The organism is Kocuria sp. (assembly GCF_030538595.1).
Classification (GTDB): Bacteria; Actinomycetota; Actinomycetes; order Actinomycetales; family Micrococcaceae; genus Kocuria.
The window spans coordinates 334519-349325 of the sequence record NZ_JAUNTS010000001.1; the positions used below are offsets into that span (position 1 = coordinate 334519).

The 14807-nt window shown below is 63.8% G+C and carries 12 protein-coding genes and 1 tRNA gene; 4 read left to right on the forward strand and 9 right to left on the reverse strand.

Features of this window, described 5'->3' with window-relative positions:
• Positions 1–101: 101 nt before the first annotated feature.
• The 3 genes from trxA to Q4G32_RS01600 form a co-directional block, all read right to left on the reverse strand.
• Positions 102–479, reverse strand: a complete 378-nt coding sequence (gene trxA, locus Q4G32_RS01590) for a thioredoxin (RefSeq protein ID WP_303348742.1) — start codon at positions 477–479, stop codon at positions 102–104.
• Between the two features lie 115 nt (positions 480–594).
• Positions 595–676 (reverse strand) — tRNA-Tyr (locus tag Q4G32_RS01595).
• 130 nt (positions 677–806) lie between these two features.
• Complete coding sequence (locus tag Q4G32_RS01600; protein WP_303348743.1) at positions 807–1196, reverse strand: hypothetical protein; 390 nt, start codon at positions 1194–1196, stop codon at positions 807–809.
• Between the two features lie 131 nt (positions 1197–1327).
• Between Q4G32_RS01600 and Q4G32_RS01605 the strand changes: the two genes are divergently transcribed.
• On the forward strand, positions 1328–1819 hold the full coding sequence (locus Q4G32_RS01605) for a YajQ family cyclic di-GMP-binding protein (RefSeq protein WP_303348744.1): 492 nt from the start codon (positions 1328–1330) through the stop codon (positions 1817–1819).
• A 138-nt stretch (positions 1820–1957) separates the two neighbouring features.
• Here the strand turns inward: Q4G32_RS01605 and htpX are convergent, their stop codons facing one another.
• On the reverse strand, positions 1958–2851 hold the full coding sequence (htpX, locus tag Q4G32_RS01610) for a zinc metalloprotease HtpX (protein ID WP_303348746.1): 894 nt from the start codon (positions 2849–2851) through the stop codon (positions 1958–1960).
• 124 nt (positions 2852–2975) lie between these two features.
• The gene (locus Q4G32_RS01615; protein ID WP_303348747.1) at positions 2976–5693 is read right to left on the reverse strand and encodes a sigma-70 family RNA polymerase sigma factor; all 2718 of its coding nucleotides are present in this window, start codon (positions 5691–5693) and stop codon (positions 2976–2978) included.
• A gap of 284 nt (positions 5694–5977) precedes the next feature.
• On the opposite strand from Q4G32_RS01615, the gene Q4G32_RS01620 reads away from it, so the two are divergent.
• Positions 5978–7489, forward strand: coding sequence for a catalase (locus Q4G32_RS01620; RefSeq protein ID WP_303348749.1), 1512 nt, complete (start codon positions 5978–5980; stop codon positions 7487–7489).
• A gap of 51 nt (positions 7490–7540) precedes the next feature.
• Here the strand turns inward: Q4G32_RS01620 and Q4G32_RS01625 are convergent, their stop codons facing one another.
• Positions 7541–8974: an SseB family protein gene (locus tag Q4G32_RS01625; protein WP_303348751.1), complete on the reverse strand. Its 1434-nt coding sequence runs from the start codon at positions 8972–8974 to the stop codon at positions 7541–7543.
• Between the two features lie 105 nt (positions 8975–9079).
• Here Q4G32_RS01625 and Q4G32_RS01630 point away from each other — a divergent pair, with 105 nt between their 5' ends.
• A complete protein-coding gene (locus Q4G32_RS01630) occupies positions 9080–10630 on the forward strand; it encodes a DUF6882 domain-containing protein (RefSeq protein WP_303348753.1) in 1551 nt (516 codons plus the stop codon).
• Positions 10631–10656: 26 nt separating this feature from the next.
• Positions 10657–11586: an EamA family transporter RarD gene (gene rarD / locus Q4G32_RS01635; protein WP_303348755.1), complete on the forward strand. Its 930-nt coding sequence runs from the start codon at positions 10657–10659 to the stop codon at positions 11584–11586.
• Between the two features lie 133 nt (positions 11587–11719).
• On the opposite strand, the gene Q4G32_RS01640 is transcribed toward rarD, so the two are convergent.
• The 3 genes from Q4G32_RS01640 to Q4G32_RS01650 form a co-directional block, all read right to left on the reverse strand.
• A complete protein-coding gene (locus tag Q4G32_RS01640) occupies positions 11720–11833 on the reverse strand; it encodes a methionine/alanine import family NSS transporter small subunit (protein ID WP_303348756.1) in 114 nt (37 codons plus the stop codon).
• Positions 11830–13578 (reverse strand): sodium-dependent transporter, encoded by a 1749-nt coding sequence (locus Q4G32_RS01645; protein ID WP_303348757.1) that lies wholly within the window; start codon positions 13576–13578, stop codon positions 11830–11832. Before Q4G32_RS01645 ends, Q4G32_RS01640 begins: the two co-directional genes overlap by 4 nt.
• Positions 13579–13701: 123 nt before the next feature.
• Entirely contained in the window at positions 13702–14802 is a 1101-nt protein-coding gene (locus tag Q4G32_RS01650; RefSeq protein ID WP_441327441.1) for a polyprenyl synthetase family protein, read from the reverse strand.
• Between the last annotated feature and the right edge of the window lie 5 nt (positions 14803–14807).

Below are 14807 nucleotides of genomic sequence, written 5' to 3' on the forward strand. Positions count from 1 at the left end.
GCCAGAAACACAGAGAGGGTGGGCGAGTCCGCGGACTCGCCCACCCTCATGTTCTGTGCAGCTGCGCTGCCTCGGCTTGCTCGTGCAGCCCTGCCCTGGTTTTACTGCTCGGTGTCACCGGCCTGCTGTTCGGCCACCTGCTTGCGAACTTCTTCCATGTCCAAGCCCTTCACGGCGTCGACCACCTGATCCAGTGCGGATTCCGGCAATGCGCCAGCCTGGGAAAACACCAAAATGCCCTCCCGGAAAGCCATGAGGGTGGGGATGGAGGAGATCTGTGCGGAAGCGGCCAGCGCCTGCTGGTCCTCCGTGTCCACCTTGCCGAACACGATTTCCGGGTTCTTCTCTGAAGCTGACTCGAACGTGGGGGCAAACTGCTTGCAGGGGCCGCACCAGTCAGCCCACCAGTCCAGTAGAACAATGTCATTACCGCTGATGGTTTCCTGCAGGTTTTCCTGAGTGATTTCAACCGTAGCCATGGTGTCCAGCCTACGGACCCCAGGGAGAGGTGTCTTGTGCGTTCACCACCAGGGAAAGCCGGAAGCGCACGCCAGCAATGCAAAAGTCCCGGAACCAGGTGGTTCCGGGACTTTGTGGCAGATGAGGGATTCGAACCCCCGTAGGCAGTGCCAGCTGATTTACAGTCAGCCCCCTTTGGCCGCTCGGGTAATCTGCCGAGTTTGTCACGGGCCGTGTTGCCACTGACCCTGACGCGCCCCTGCAACAGGAGCGGTGCAACTCTACTGAACATGGGCGAAGGAGCCAAATCGCTGCCTCGGCCTTGAAGTGTTTGCTCTCCAGCGAGCTCAGACGGAAAAGGCGCGTGCCTGGATCTGGGCAAAGAACGCCAATGCCTGTTCCAGCGTGACTTCCCCTCGGCTCACGGCACGGTCCAGTTCCTCTGCCACGGCACCCAGCCGTTCAGTGACCGCAAGCTGCGAAGTGGTCACGCTTGGTTGATCCCAGAGCACACCTTGATCCGGGCTGACCGCAGGAATCTCTCCCGTGACGTCCACGGCCACCGCCGGGGCCGAGCCCATACCGGTGAGCAGGGCAGCCGCCAGCACGGTACCCACGGCTGCTTTGCCGGTCCGGGCTGCCTGGCGGTTCAACTGTGAGACCCCATTGGCTATCCGCGAGCGCCGCTGCGGATCCGACGGCGAGTTCAGCAAAAACTTCGACGACGTTGCACTCATGAGTGCAGTGTGCCGGATCTACCTGCAGAAGTCCTCAGACGGACATCACAAATCCATCACACCTCTAGACTGGCCTGTGACTTCCACGGGGCACCGCTGCCCCACAACCCCGTCATGAAAGCGAGTTACCCATGGCCAGCGACTCAACCTTCGATGTTGTCAGCAAGGTGGACAAGCAGGAGGTGTCCAACGCATTGAACCAGGCGCAGAAGGAGGTGGCGCAGCGTTACGACTTCCGGGGCGTTGGCGCGGACATCGACTTCTCCGGCGAAAAGATCCTCATCAAGGCCAACTCCCAGGAGCGCGCACAGGCGGTTTTGGACGTGTTCCAGTCCAAGTTGGTCAAGCGCGGCATCTCCCTGAAGTCCCTGGATGCCGGGGAACCGTACGCCTCCGGCAAGGAGTTCCGTATTGAGGCCACCATCAAGGAGGGCATTGCCCAGGACCAGGCCAAAAAGATCTCCAAGATCATCCGGGATGAGGCCCCCAAGTCCGTCAAAGCCACCATCCAGGGTGATGAACTGCGCGTCTCCTCCAAGTCCCGCGATGACCTCCAGGAGACCATCAACCTCTTGAAGTCAGCGGACGTTGAGGTGGATCTGCAGTTTGTGAACTTCCGCTAGAGCCCCTGCGGCAACCCCCTGACCAACGACGACGCCGGTGCTCACCTTCCGAAGGTGAACACCGGCGTCGTCGTTGGTCCACTCACGTGGTGGACCTGCTCCATGCGTTGTGTGGACTGTGGTCAAGCGGGTGAACGCTCAACGCTGTGTGTAGCCCCCGCGAGCCATGTTTTGCAGGCGAGCAATGCGATCCGCCGTGGGCGGGTGAGTGCGGAACAGATTGGCCATGCCGCGACCTGCAAATGGGTTGGCGATCATCATGGAAGAGGTGTTGACCACCCTTTGATCGTTGGCGTTCAGCGGCCGGGCGTTGACACCATTCTCGATCTTGTTGAGGGCATTCGCCAGGGCGATGGGGTCACCGGTGAGCTTGGCACCGTCCTCATCGGCGTCGTACTCGCGGGTGCGGGAGATCGCCAGCTGGATCACGGTGGCAGCCACGGGCGCCAGGAACGCAATGGCCAGGCCACCCAGCACGTTTCCGCCGTTGTTGCTGTTTCCACCGCGGCCAAAGATCGCGGCGAATTGAAGCATCTGCGCCACGGAAGTGATCACACCCGCAATGGCTGCCGCAACCGAAGAGGTCAGGATGTCTCGGTTGTAAACGTGCATGAGTTCGTGTCCCAGAACCCCGCGCAGCTCGCGCTGATCGAGCAACTGCATGATGCCCTCGGTACAGCACACCGCCGCATTCTGCGGGTTACGTCCGGTGGCAAAAGCATTGGGGCTCATGGTGGGTGAGATGTAAAGCCGCGGCATGGGCTGGCCCGCCTGGTCTGAAAGCTCACGAACAATCCGGTACAGCTCCGGCGCCTGCTGCTCCGTCACCGGAACGGCGCGCATGGACTTCAGCGCAATTTTGTCGCTGTTCCAGTAGCTGTAAGCGGTGGTGCCCAACCCGATCAGCGCAAAGAGGAAAATGAACATGGAGTTGTTGGCGGCCACGGCCACCCCGTAGCCGATGGCCAACAGCAGAAGCCACATGCCACCCAGAAGAGTTACGGTTTTCAACCCGTTGAAATGTCGGTGCATGGTGTTCGTATCATTCCTTGATGTGTGATCCGTAATGTTCACTTACCTCAACTGAAGTCCCCGCGGATGTGTTCCGGGCTGCGGCGTAGCAACAGCAGAGTCTGGGTGAACATGCACCATTCTCTCAGCTGAGCCGAACCCAGCCCTGCGGTGTCCAGAGCCACCAGCCGCCGGGGCCTTGGCCCTGGCCCGGAGTGGCATTCTCCCCCTGTCCCGGGTCCTGCGTGGTGGTATCCCTGGGGCCTACAGCATCCTCGTCCGTGTTGGTGCTGTCTGAATCATTCGTGGTGGCGTCTGCCGTGTCTGTACTGTCCGCGGTGTCTGTGCTGTCCGCTGGGGTGCTCTCAGGGGCCGTTGGATCAGCATCAGTGGAATCGGTGGCTGAATCGTCCACGGGCTGGACAGGCTCCGCCGGTTCGGCCGGCTCTACTGGGTCTACTGGTTGAGCTGCTTCGGTCGACTCGGGCGTGGAGTCATTACCCGTCTCGCCACTGTTGGAGGTGGGCTCCGGCTCGGATGCCGTGGGCTCCTGGTCCGGAGCGGGTTCCGGGGCAGTGCCCAGATCAGTGGTTGGTTCCGGATCAGCAGTTGGTTCCGGATCAGCCACGGGGGCAGGGTCGGCAGCTGGTTCCGGATCTGCGCTTGATTCCGGCTCAGTGGTCGGTTCCGATTCAGCGGGTGAGACGCGCTCGGGGCTTGAGGCGGCTCCGGCGTCGTCACCTGCCGTGGAGTCCTCAACGGCCGACGAATCCTCGACCGCAGGGGTGCCAGGCACCGCGGGGGCAAAGTTGGTCGCAGGGGAGGATTCGATCGGTGCCGATGTTTCAGGGGCACCGGGAGCCACCGGGGTCGCAGGCGCACTGGGGACTGATGGCACGGGAGGATCAACGGTGGGATCAGCTGTGCCCGGTTGGGCGGGTGCTGTGGGAGTGGTTGTCTGCGGCGGCGCCACCGGGCTGGTAGGAGCTGCGGGCTCAGGAGCAGTCGGAGCCAGGGGCGTGGTCCATGTGGGAGCCGGCAGAGACCCTGAGTTCTGCTGCGGCACATTGGGAGCCCAGGGAGTTGGCCGAGTCCCGGACTGCGGGTAGCCAGATTCCGTGGCCGCACTGTAGCTGGTCCCGGCCTGGCCAAAGGACAACAGACCGCTACCGCCTTGGCTCTCGGCGGACTGCTGCGCTCCAGAAGGTTGCTGCCCAGCGGAAGGCTGCCCGAATCCGGCGGAGGTATCGCCGCCACCGCCATCCGATCCACCAGCCATGTCCGGTCCGGCAGCTACATCTGTGTCGCGGTTTTGGGCCCGGTCCAAGGCGGTGATGAATGACGGCTCGCTCGGGGCGTCGTCGTCGTTGACAGCACGCATCTGAGTGGCGCCGGGGACCTCCGGCTGCTCCGGGTCAGTTGCGGAGTCGGAATTGCCCGAGGGCACGGAGGTGGCTGCGGTGTCCCCGGAATCCTCCGGAGTCACGTTTCCGTTGGCCGGGAAGGGAAGGCCGCCCAACGTGGTGGAGTTGTTGGTGCCATCGTCCTGAACCAGTGTGCTGACCCCAACGCCCACCAGGGCCACGGCTGCAGATGCGGCAACCGCGCCCACCGCGATTTTCAGTCCCAGTCCCGCACCTGCTCCGGCAACCACTCCCGTGACCCCGGCGCCACCTGACCCGCTGTTGGCGGTGGAGGCAGACTCGCCCGCCGGCCCGGTGGCGCTTGCAGCGGAACCGGCACTCACGACGTCGTCGGGCGCCGTTGCATCCCCCGCTGCGGCTGTGGTGGCAGGGTCAGCATGAGATGCTGCGGCCCCGTTGGCTGCGGCACCCTCACTGGTTGCTGCGGCCCCGTCGGTTGCGGGAGAGCCCGCCGCATCTGCGGTCCCAGCCACTGTGGCCTGAGTTCCCGTGGTGACACCCGCCAGGCCGCCGGTACCGGAAACCATCAGCGCAGCCAGCACCTTGGACTCGGTTCCCCACAGCGGCAACGCGGCCAGGGCAGGCAGCAGCCAGGTGCGCATACCCACTCCAGTGTCTTGCAGCTGAAGGTACTCGGCCGTGCAGCGCGGGCAGGAATCCAGATGCTGCTGAACCTCGCGGCGAGCCCTTGAGCCCAAACTGCCTTGAACAAAGGCACCCAGCTCTCCGGCCACCTCCGGGCAGGAGGCTGTGGCGGCGTGTGAAACCTGCGCTTGGAGATAAGCGGCTTGCAACCCTTCCCGGGCGCGCTTGGCCAGGGCAGAAACGGCATTGGGGGTCATCCCCAACAGACCTGCCACGGCCCGCGGCTTCATCTCCTCCACTTCCGTGTGCCATAGCACCGCTTGCCAGCGCTCCGGGAGGGAGGCAAAGGCGTTGGCCACGGTGATGGAGTCGCACTGTTTGACCACGACGTCGTCAAAATCTTGCGGTCGGTCCAGGACCGTGTGCTCATCCACCGGCCGAATCTTGCCGGTGCTGACCGCATGATCCACCGCCAAGCGGCCGATGGTGGTGACCAAGTAACTGCGCATGAACTTCTGCGGCCCACCACCGCTACGAATCACCGCCAACACCTTGGCAAAAGCCTCGGACACAAGGTCCTCGGCGTCGTGAACATTGCGGGTGTGCATGCGCGCCACATTGAGCGCCGTGGAGCGGTGCCGTTCGTAGAGCACACCGTAGGAGGATTCATCCCCTGCCCGGACAGCCTCCAGCAGTTGCTCATCGCCCACGACAGAGGGGGCGTCTTCTACGGAGCCGGCCTGCGACGTCGCCCCCTGGTTCACGTCCGAAGGCTGTGGCTCCGCTGCGGGAGCCTCGGCATGGGGAGCCTGCGCGTAGGAGGTTGCGGTATCCGCTTGGCCGGGGGTGGGCACGGCCGGGGAGGCGCCCGTCTGGTCGATCTGGGGCGGGGACTGTGAATCGCGTGGGGCTCCGATGGCGCAGCCTCCTCCTAACAAGCATCCTGGGCGGGCAGGTATACCCGCGAGCCTCCCTAGTCTACGTGCCGTGCGGTAGCCATCCAAGGCGCTTGACCTGGGTAAATAATCATCCAGCCTTTGCCCAGCCAAAGATCAGTGAACTTTCCTGTTGGACGTACCCGGCGATTCCGGCCCCTGGGTTACGGTGGCTGAAGGCACGTCAACATTCAGGAGGAATCATGTCTGCCGATTCGCAGAGCACCAATCAGAACATTGTGGAGACTGGGCTGCGCGCCACGGGCAGTTTCACCACCGATCAGCTGGGCAAACCCGTCAGCTCGGATGCTCACTCCCTGACCAGCGGCGGCCCGGACGGCGTGATTGCCCTGCATGACACCTACGTGGTGGAAAAGCTGGCGGCCTTTGACCGCGAACGCATCCCCGAGCGCGTGGTGCATGCCAAGGGCGGTGGCGCATTCGGTGAACTGGAAATCACGGAGGACGTCTCCCAGTACACGCGAGCCGCAGTGTTCCAGCAGGGCACCAAAACTCCCATGCTGGCGCGTTTCTCCACCGTGGCCGGCGAACAGGGCTCGCCGGACACCTGGCGTGACCCCCGTGGTTTTTCGCTGAAGTTCTACACCACCGAGGGCAACCTGGACATCGTGGGCAACAACACGCCCGTTTTCTTTGTCCGGGACGGCATCAAGTTCCCGGACTTCATCCACTCCCAGAAGCGCCTTCCCGGCTCCGGTCTGCGGGACAACACCATGCAGTGGGATTTCTGGACCCAGTCCCCCGAATCTGCGCATCAGGTGACCTACTTGATGGGTGAGCGTGGCATTCCCACGTCCTGGCGTCACATGAACGGCTACGGTTCGCACACCTACCAGTGGGTCAACGACTCTGGCGAACGGTTCTGGGTCAAGTACCACTTCATCTCCGAGCAGGGTGTTGAAGGGCTTTCCGAGGAGGAAGCCGCCAAGATTGCCGGTGATGACGCCGATGCCCACCGCCGTGACCTCTACGACTCCATTGAGCGTGGCGAGTTCCCGTCCTGGTCCGTTGAGGTCCAGGTGATTCCGTATGAAGATGCCAAGACTTACCGCTACAACATCTTTGATGTGACCAAGACTGTGCCCAAGGGTGATTACCCGAGGATCAAGATTGGCCGCTTCACGCTGAACCAGAATCCGTTGAACTTCTTTGCCCAGATTGAGCAGGCGGCGTTCTCCCCGGGCAACACGGTTCCGGGGCACGAAATCTCCCCGGACAAGATGTTGATGACCCGCGTGTTCTCCTACCCGGACACCCACCGTCACCGCCTGGGAGCCAACTTTGCCGAATTGCCGGTGAACTACCCGCATTACGCCGAGCAGAACTCATATTCGCAGGACGGCCCCATGCGGCATTCCTTCAAGGCCCCCGATCAGCCTGTTTACGCACCCAACACCAAGGGTGGTCCGGTTGCCGGGCAGGGTGTGAAGCCCGCCGATGAAATGCGCTGGGAGACCGATGGAGAGATGGTCCGCGCCGCAGCCACGCTCCATGAGGCCGACGACGATTTTGGCCAGGCGGGAATCCTCTACTCGCAGGTTCTCAATGCCGATCAGCAAGCCGTACTGGTGGACAACATTGCCGGTCACGTGGGTGAGGTTCAGGATGCTGAAATCCTGGAACGCGCCCTGCAGTACTGGGAAAACGTGCACCCGGAGTTGGGCCAGCGAGTCCGCGCGGCACTGAACTCCTGACCCCCTCCGCCGAAATCATGGTTTGACCCAATTTTTGGGCCAGATTTTCCATCAATCCATGATTTCGGCGGAGGGGTGCTGGGTGGGAGAGGTGGACGGGGTTGCGATGGAGTCCAGGACACTGCGAATGTCCTCCATGCTGAACGTGGCCACCGGCGGACGGGCGTTGATGCACACCTGCTCGGCCCCGGTGCCCAACGCGTAACGCAGGACATCCCTGCCCGCTGCCGAGCGAATCTCCAGCGTGGGGTCCAGCGCCGCCACCTCAGCCGCAGAGGTGAACAGCAAAAGAGTGTCCGCGTCCTGCCCCTCCTGCGGCTTGGCCCACACCGGCTCCACATCATCCGCCCCCTGGGCGCCTTCCACTGGCCGAACGCCCAGCAGAAGAACTCCGTTGGCCGCCACAAGCCCGGAGAGCACCTGTGGGATGTTGTCCACCAGCAGACCGTTCTTGGCGACGTCGTTGCGCGGCGAGGAGAGCAACCACTCAATCTGGCGGCGCGGAATCCGGCAGGAGGCACCACCGGCGTCCAGAATCAAGTGGTCGTACTGGTCATCAGCACCCACCAGGTCCAGAACGGCTGCGGCGGGCTGGCGTAGCAAGACCGGCTCCCCCTCCTGGCCCGACCGTTCAAACATGGCTCGGGCATCCACTGCTGCGGTGTAGGCCGCCAGGGTCCGCGTCCCATCCGGTTCGGCAAAACTCTGCAATTGAATCTGGGATTCCGGGCTCAACTCGCCGCTGTCGGTGCGAATCAAGGTGGAGCCGGTGGCATCCACCAGCAAATCGCCGGCGGTTGCTTGGCGCATGACCTCGATCAGGGCCGTGTCTGAGGGGGCTGCGGCAAAGCCCGCAACGGCTTCACGCAACCGTGGGTTCACGGTGCCTTCCGGTGTGGATTCCGCCTCCGCCTCCGGGGCCAGAACCTGAATGCTCTGACCTGACTCCGCAGCCAGCTGGGCCAGCCAGCCAGGCACACGGGCCTGAGTCCGGGGAAAACTCTCCAGGTGCTCCAACCCGTCCTCCAGGGAGTAGGAGCCTTCCTCCCCCAGTGTGGGGGGACGCTCGTCGAAATTGTGCGCGGTGGCAAAGGAGTACTGCGGGGTTGGCCAGCCATCCGCCATCACGCTGACCACGGTGGAGAGCCAGGTACCCCGCCCCGGCCGGTAGGACAGGGACTGCAAGCGGTTGATCCGCCGCAGCACTGGACTGCCCGGTTTGATGGGTCCCACTGTCCCCGGAAGAACTCGGCCGTCGCGGTGCTCGGTGATCCGCAACCAGATGCGGCCACCTTGCGGTTTGAGGTCAACCTCCATCCGCTCCCACCCCGGTTGGGCGTTGAGCACCCCCAGCACCCAATCCCCCACGGCTCGCAGCTCCTCCTGGAGAGCCTGCGCCACTTGCTGATCTGTCAGTTTGGCCGCCGCGTGGTGACCGGAGCGGTCCCGCGAGCGCCGGGTGGGTTGTTCTTGATCCTGCGTCATGAGCCCACCCTATCCGGGGGTTCTCAGTGATGATCCGCTCACATCCGCCCTTCATGTGGGGTTGCTGATGTCCTCCGCACAGCCACCGTTGCTAGCCTGGGGAGCATGACGACTTCACTGCAGGAATTGATCGACGACTCGATCTTTATTTCGACCGAGCATCAGGCCCGGTTGGCTGAATTGAGCCAGGGTGTGGAGTGGGACGTGGACTTCTCCGTTCCCTCCTTCACTCTCCAGTCCGATCCCCCCGTGGTGCTGACCCCTCACCTGCTGGGCACGGATTCCGCAGACCGCGGTTCCTGGGTGTGGTCTTGGCAGGAATTGGGGCATTTCCCGTCCGAGGTGGTGGCCGCCGCCGTGCAGACCCGTGAGTCCGCTGCGCGCTCGGATGTTGCCGAACTCATCACGGATGAGGTGCCCACGCAGGACGGTTTTGCCCGCCAGGTCACGTTGGCGGCCAAGGCCCTGACAGGGCTGTGGGCCCATTACCCCGCACGCGTTGGCAAGAATGTGACGGCATGGCTGCTGTTGGACGGTCCGGAATTGGAACTGGAACCGATCAGCCTGGAAACCATGATGCGCGTGATCGCGGAGGGTCTGCAGACCGGCACCGCCGTGGATCACAACCGCGCGCTGGACTCCTACGCCAAGCTGCGCGGCGCCCACATTGAGTGGGACACGGATGCCATGTGCGTGATCACCACCCGCGACGGTGCCCAGCGCTTCTGGCTTGAAGAGCACCAGATCTCCGGTGTGGAACCAGCAGAGGCCACGGTCAGCGACGACGAACTCACCCGCCTGGAGCAGGACGCCCGCACCCGCCGTGAGGCTCTGGCTGCGGACCGCGCGGACGCACGCCGCATTGCCGATGAACAGGCCGCCCGGGACACTGCGGCCCGTCAGGAGCAGGAAGCGTCACGCAGGCAAGCAACTGCCGCTGCCGCCCCGGTTTCCACACACGACGACGCCGCCGCCCAGCCGAGCTCCGACGCTACGGATTTGAGCACCGATGCTTCCGAGCAAGCTGCAGAGGCCAGCGAGTCGGCCACCGAGCAGCCCTTGCCCGCCGAGCTGGCTCAGGAAGAGATGGACGCCCCCGTCCCCGGCGCCGCCACGGAACACGAGCAGGACTTGCCGTACGACCAGGAGCCGCGCCGCGACGTCGCTCCCGGGGAAGTCACCACCACCACGGTGCCGTCCCTGGCCGAGGACCGCGATGCTCAGGTCGATCAGCCTGCGGATCAGCCGGCAGCTCACCAGTCCGAGCAGGCCGCTGAGCCCGCCGCGTCCAGCGAGTCGGTTGCTGAGTCCGCTACGGACGAGGACTTTGCCGCAGATCTGGAAGCTGCCGTGGAAGGTGACGAGCAGGCCCAAACCGAGCAGACAGAGACCGAGCAGGCCGAAGACCGCGCACCAGATGTGGACGGCGCGGACCTCGACGAGCAGCGCCCCGCCGTGGTTCAGCCCCGTGTGGAGGAGCCCGCAACGGCTCGTCCCATCGAGGAGGACGCTGTGGCCCCGGTGGAAACTGGTCAGCCCGCAGACGCCACGGAGGCCGCCGCTGCGGATACGTCCGCGGATCAGCCCGAACGCGACGAGCAGCAGGACGACCAGCCGCGCAAGAAGGGCTTCTTCAGCCGCTTCTTCGGACTCTGATTGGCCTGTGATTGGTCAGTGACCGTGTGAATCCTTCCGGGGATCACCGCCCGGCCTCGGAGGGGCGGCGCGGGCTGATCTACGGAGCGAGCGCCTACGGACTGTGGGGGTTGTTGCCCCTGTATTTCGTGGCGCTCGCGCCGTCTGGGGCATGGGAAATCGTGTCCATGCGCGTGCTGTTTGCCCTGGCCCTGTGCCTGGTGTTGCTGGGCGCCTTTGGGCAGTTCGGCCGCTTCCTGGCGGTATTCGCCCGGCCGCGAACGTTGGGGCTGTTCGCCCTCTCGGGTGCTCTGATCGGTTGCAACTGGCTGCTCTACACCATTGCCACCACCACGGGACACACGCTGGAGGCCTCCCTGGGGTACTTCATCAACCCGCTGGTGGCCATCACCTTGGGGGTGGTGGTGCTCCGGGAACGTCTGCGCCGGCTGCAATGGGTGGCTGTGGGTCTGGGCGCAATAGCAGTGGGCGTGATGTCCGTGTTCTACGGCCAGGTGCCGTGGCTGTCCCTGGGCCTGGCCTTCACTTTTGGGCTCTACGGGCTGACCAAGTCCATGCTGGGGGGCAGCTGGCCGGCACTGGTGGCCCTGACCGTGGAAACCCTGGCGATCATGCCCATCGCCGTGGTGATCGTGGCTCAACAGGCCGCCCGTGGGGATCTGACCTTGTTCGGTTACGGCTGGCTGCACACCACTTTGTTGGCCGCCACGGGTGTGGTCACCGTGGTTCCACTACTACTCTTTGGGCTGGCCGCTGCGCGGTTACCGCTGAGCACCGTGGGAATGCTGCAATACATTGCCCCCATCATGCAGTTCTTGATTGCGGTGTTCATCCTGCATGAAGCCATGCCCCTGGAGCGCTGGATGGGGTTCGGCTTCGTGTGGATAGCGGTGGCCGTTCTGATGGTGGATGCAACACGGTTACGACGACGCCGTCGTCACCCACCCCGGCGCTGACCCCATCGCCCCTAGGCCCCAGACGCCGACTTCCCATCTGGCTGCCAGATCACCGCCCACAACGTGGGGGCTCGGCGTTCAGATGGGAAGTCGGCGTCAGCGCGGTGGCGCTTCGGCGGGTGGAGGTCGGGCGTTATTCGTCCCCGCCTTGGTCCGGATTGCGTCGCAGGTTCACGATGGATGCGGCCAAGCCGCCCCACACGGTCACGCCCGCCACGATCAACATGATGATGGCTGAAGTGCTCATCGGTTGCCCTCCTTCCCTGCGGTTGTCTCAGCTTCCGTGGCCACGTGCCTGCCTGTGGATGGTGCGGATTCTGCCTCTGCTGACCACGGTTCAGGGGTGGCAGCAGCGTCCCGGTCATCCCAGGGTGAGCCATCGCGCACGGAGGTGCTGGTGATGGTGGCCAGAGACCCCGTGGTCATGTACTTCCGGTCCACTCCGGGATCCAACACCGGCAGCGCCGGAGAAGGCTGTGCACCACGGGAGCGCTGGGACCACGGGACCTTGGCGATGATCACGGAGATCACCACCAGGGAGATGGCCATACCCCAACCGAAGGTGGCCACGTACCAGCCGGGGAAGTCCCCGTAGCCCTCAGACAGCACGGTGGTCAGCTGACCGATGAGCGAGTAGCCCAGAACCACGGTGACCACACCACCCAGCAGGATCATCCAGGTACGGCCCACCTTGAAGGCAGACACCGCGTTGAGGTGATCGCGCAAACCGGGCAGGGCGGAAAGCCCAGCAGTCAACAGAATCACGCAGACCAGGGCGGCAGCCATGATGCCAAAGTTGTTGACAAAGGCATCTGTCACGTCCAACAAGTTCAACCCCGTGGTGGTGGGGAACAACAGCAGGGAGGCAGCGGCCAGCGGGATGATGACGGCCAGGGTACCGGCCACGCGGTTGAGGCCCAGCTTGTCCTGAATCCCGGCGATGATCACCTCCACAATGGAGATCAGGGAGGTGAAGCCCGCAAAGGTCAGGGCACCGAAGAACAGTACCCCCAGCAGAGCGCCCAGCGGTGCTTGGGAGATGATCGTGGGGAAGGCGATGAACGCCAACCCGATGCCGCCGGAAACCACCTCTGAAACACCCACGCCGGAGGCCGCAGCCATGAAGCCCAGTGCCGCAAAAACACCGATGCCGGCCAAAATCTCAAAGCTGGAGTTGGCGAATCCGACCACCAGTGCGGTGCTGGTCAGATCAGACTTCCGCTTGAGGTAGGAGGCGTAGGTGACCATGATGCCGAAGCCCACGGACAGGGAGAAGAAAATCTGGCCGTAGGCAGCCATCCACACAGCGCTATTGCCCAACGCCGACCAGTCCGGGGTGAACAGCGCATCCAGGCCGGCCGCTGCCCCGTCCAAGGTGAGGGCCATGATCACCATGACGGCAAACATGATGACCAGTAACGGCATGAAGATCACGTTGAAGCGGCCAATGCCGCGTTGAACGCCCAGCGCCATGACAATCAGCAGAACAATCCAGACCAGGGCAAGACCCAGCAAGACCTGCGGGACAAAATCAAAGCCGAGTCCAACGTCCTCAGCCACCTGGAGGTACTGGCCCATGAAGAAGCCTTCGGGGTCATCCCCCCAGGCCTGCGTCACGGAGAAGATGGTGTAGGAGCCGGCCCAGGCAATGATCACGGCATAGTACGCGGCGATCACAAAGCAGATGCACAGTTGCCACCATCCCAAGAACTCAGCTTTGGGGTGCAGGCGGCGGTAGGACAGGGGCGCGGAGGCACGGTATCGGTGACCCACCGCGTAGTCCAGCATGAGCAGCGGCAAACCTGCGCTCAGAAGAGCAATCAGGTACGGCACCATGAAGGCGCCGCCGCCGTTTTCATACGCAACGTAGGGGAACCGCCAGATGTTTCCCAAGCCGATGGCTGAACCCATGGCGGCAAGGATGAAGACGGTGCGATTGGAGAAGACCTCGCGCTGCCGCGCAGCGGGGGGTGCAGTTTTGTTAGAGGACACTGGTCCACCTCGTGGTGCTCAGGTGCCGTGAGTCGCATGGGGCGCTCCGGCGCAGTTTGGAACCTGCCGTGATTCTGGTGAGGGTGGCCGAATCAGCGGCTTGAGCGTTAGGTTACCCCCGAGTCACGCGCGGCGATGAACCATACCGCGGGCAAAGCTGTGCAGAGCGGCCTTTGCGGTAGATTCCGGAAGCGGTTCCAGAGCCGCTTCGGCTTGGGCCACCCACTGTTCGGCAACCTCCCAGGACGCCTGGATGGCTGCATGTTCGGACAGCGCAGCAACAGCGGCCTCCAAAGCGCTGTCCGAGCTGAGATCGCCGTCCACCAGGGACAAAACCTCCCTGGCTGAGTCGTCCCCCTGATCGGCCATGCGACGCAGCATCAGCACCGGCAGGGTGGGAATGCCCTCCCGCAGATCCGTGCCGCGGGCCTTGCCGGAGGTGGCCGATGGTGAGGTAATGTCAATGACGTCATCTGCCAGTTGAAAAGCCACGCCAAGCTTTTCACCGTAGGTCTCCATGATTCGCTCCGCCTCGGCGGAACCACCGGCCAGCACGGCGCCGAAAACACCGCAGGCCGCAATCAAGGAGCCCGTTTTACCGGCCAGCACCTGCAGGTAGTGCTCCAGGGCATCTGCCCATTCAGGCGGGCCCGAAGTCTCCTGTAACTGCCCGATCACCAACCGCTCGAAAGCCAATGCCTGGATCTGATAGGCCCGCCCGGAGATGGTGGCCACCAAGGAGGAAGCCCGGGCAAAGATCAGGTCACCGGTCAGGATCGCCACGTTGTTGCCCCACACCGTGTGGGCGGTGTCCACACCGCGGCGTACGGGCGCCGAATCCATGACGTCGTCGTGATACAGGGAAGCCAAGTGGGTCAGCTCCACCACGACGGCGGCGTTGATGACGTCGTCGTTGATGCCTCCACCAATTTCCCCGGCCAAAAGGGTCAGCAACGGACGAATGCGCTTCCCACCTGCATTGAGCAGGTGGGATGCGGTCACGTGAATCAGGGGATCCGAACTTTCGACGTGCTGAGCCAGCCGGGACTCTATCTGGCCCAGAGCTGCCAGCACGCGGGCCGCGAACTCGGGGTCCTGGGTGAGTACCTCCATACCCGCGGGAAGATCTGACTCAAAGGCCTCCGGCACAGCGGCAGCACCGAACTCACCCGTGGGGGTGTGCGCGTGGCCGGGCCGCGGTGTTGAGGTGGAGGAGTCAGTCACGGGGT

Bases quoted from the DNA above. Each gene is read 5' to 3' on its own strand.
- trxA (WP_303348742.1), bottom strand. From the start codon at position 479: ATGGCTACGGTTGAAATCACTCAGGAAAACCTGCAGGAAACCATCAGC.
- Q4G32_RS01600 (WP_303348743.1), bottom strand. From the start codon at position 1,196: ATGAGTGCAACGTCGTCGAAGTTTTTGCTGAACTCGCCGTCGGATCCG.
- Q4G32_RS01605 (WP_303348744.1), top strand. From the start codon at position 1,328: ATGGCCAGCGACTCAACCTTCGATGTTGTCAGCAAGGTGGACAAGCAG.
- htpX (WP_303348746.1), bottom strand. From the start codon at position 2,851: ATGCACCGACATTTCAACGGGTTGAAAACCGTAACTCTTCTGGGTGGC.
- Q4G32_RS01620 (WP_303348749.1), top strand. From the start codon at position 5,978: ATGTCTGCCGATTCGCAGAGCACCAATCAGAACATTGTGGAGACTGGG.
- Q4G32_RS01625 (WP_303348751.1), bottom strand. From the start codon at position 8,974: ATGACGCAGGATCAAGAACAACCCACCCGGCGCTCGCGGGACCGCTCC.
- Q4G32_RS01630 (WP_303348753.1), top strand. From the start codon at position 9,080: ATGACGACTTCACTGCAGGAATTGATCGACGACTCGATCTTTATTTCG.
- Q4G32_RS01640 (WP_303348756.1), bottom strand. From the start codon at position 11,833: ATGAGCACTTCAGCCATCATCATGTTGATCGTGGCGGGCGTGACCGTG.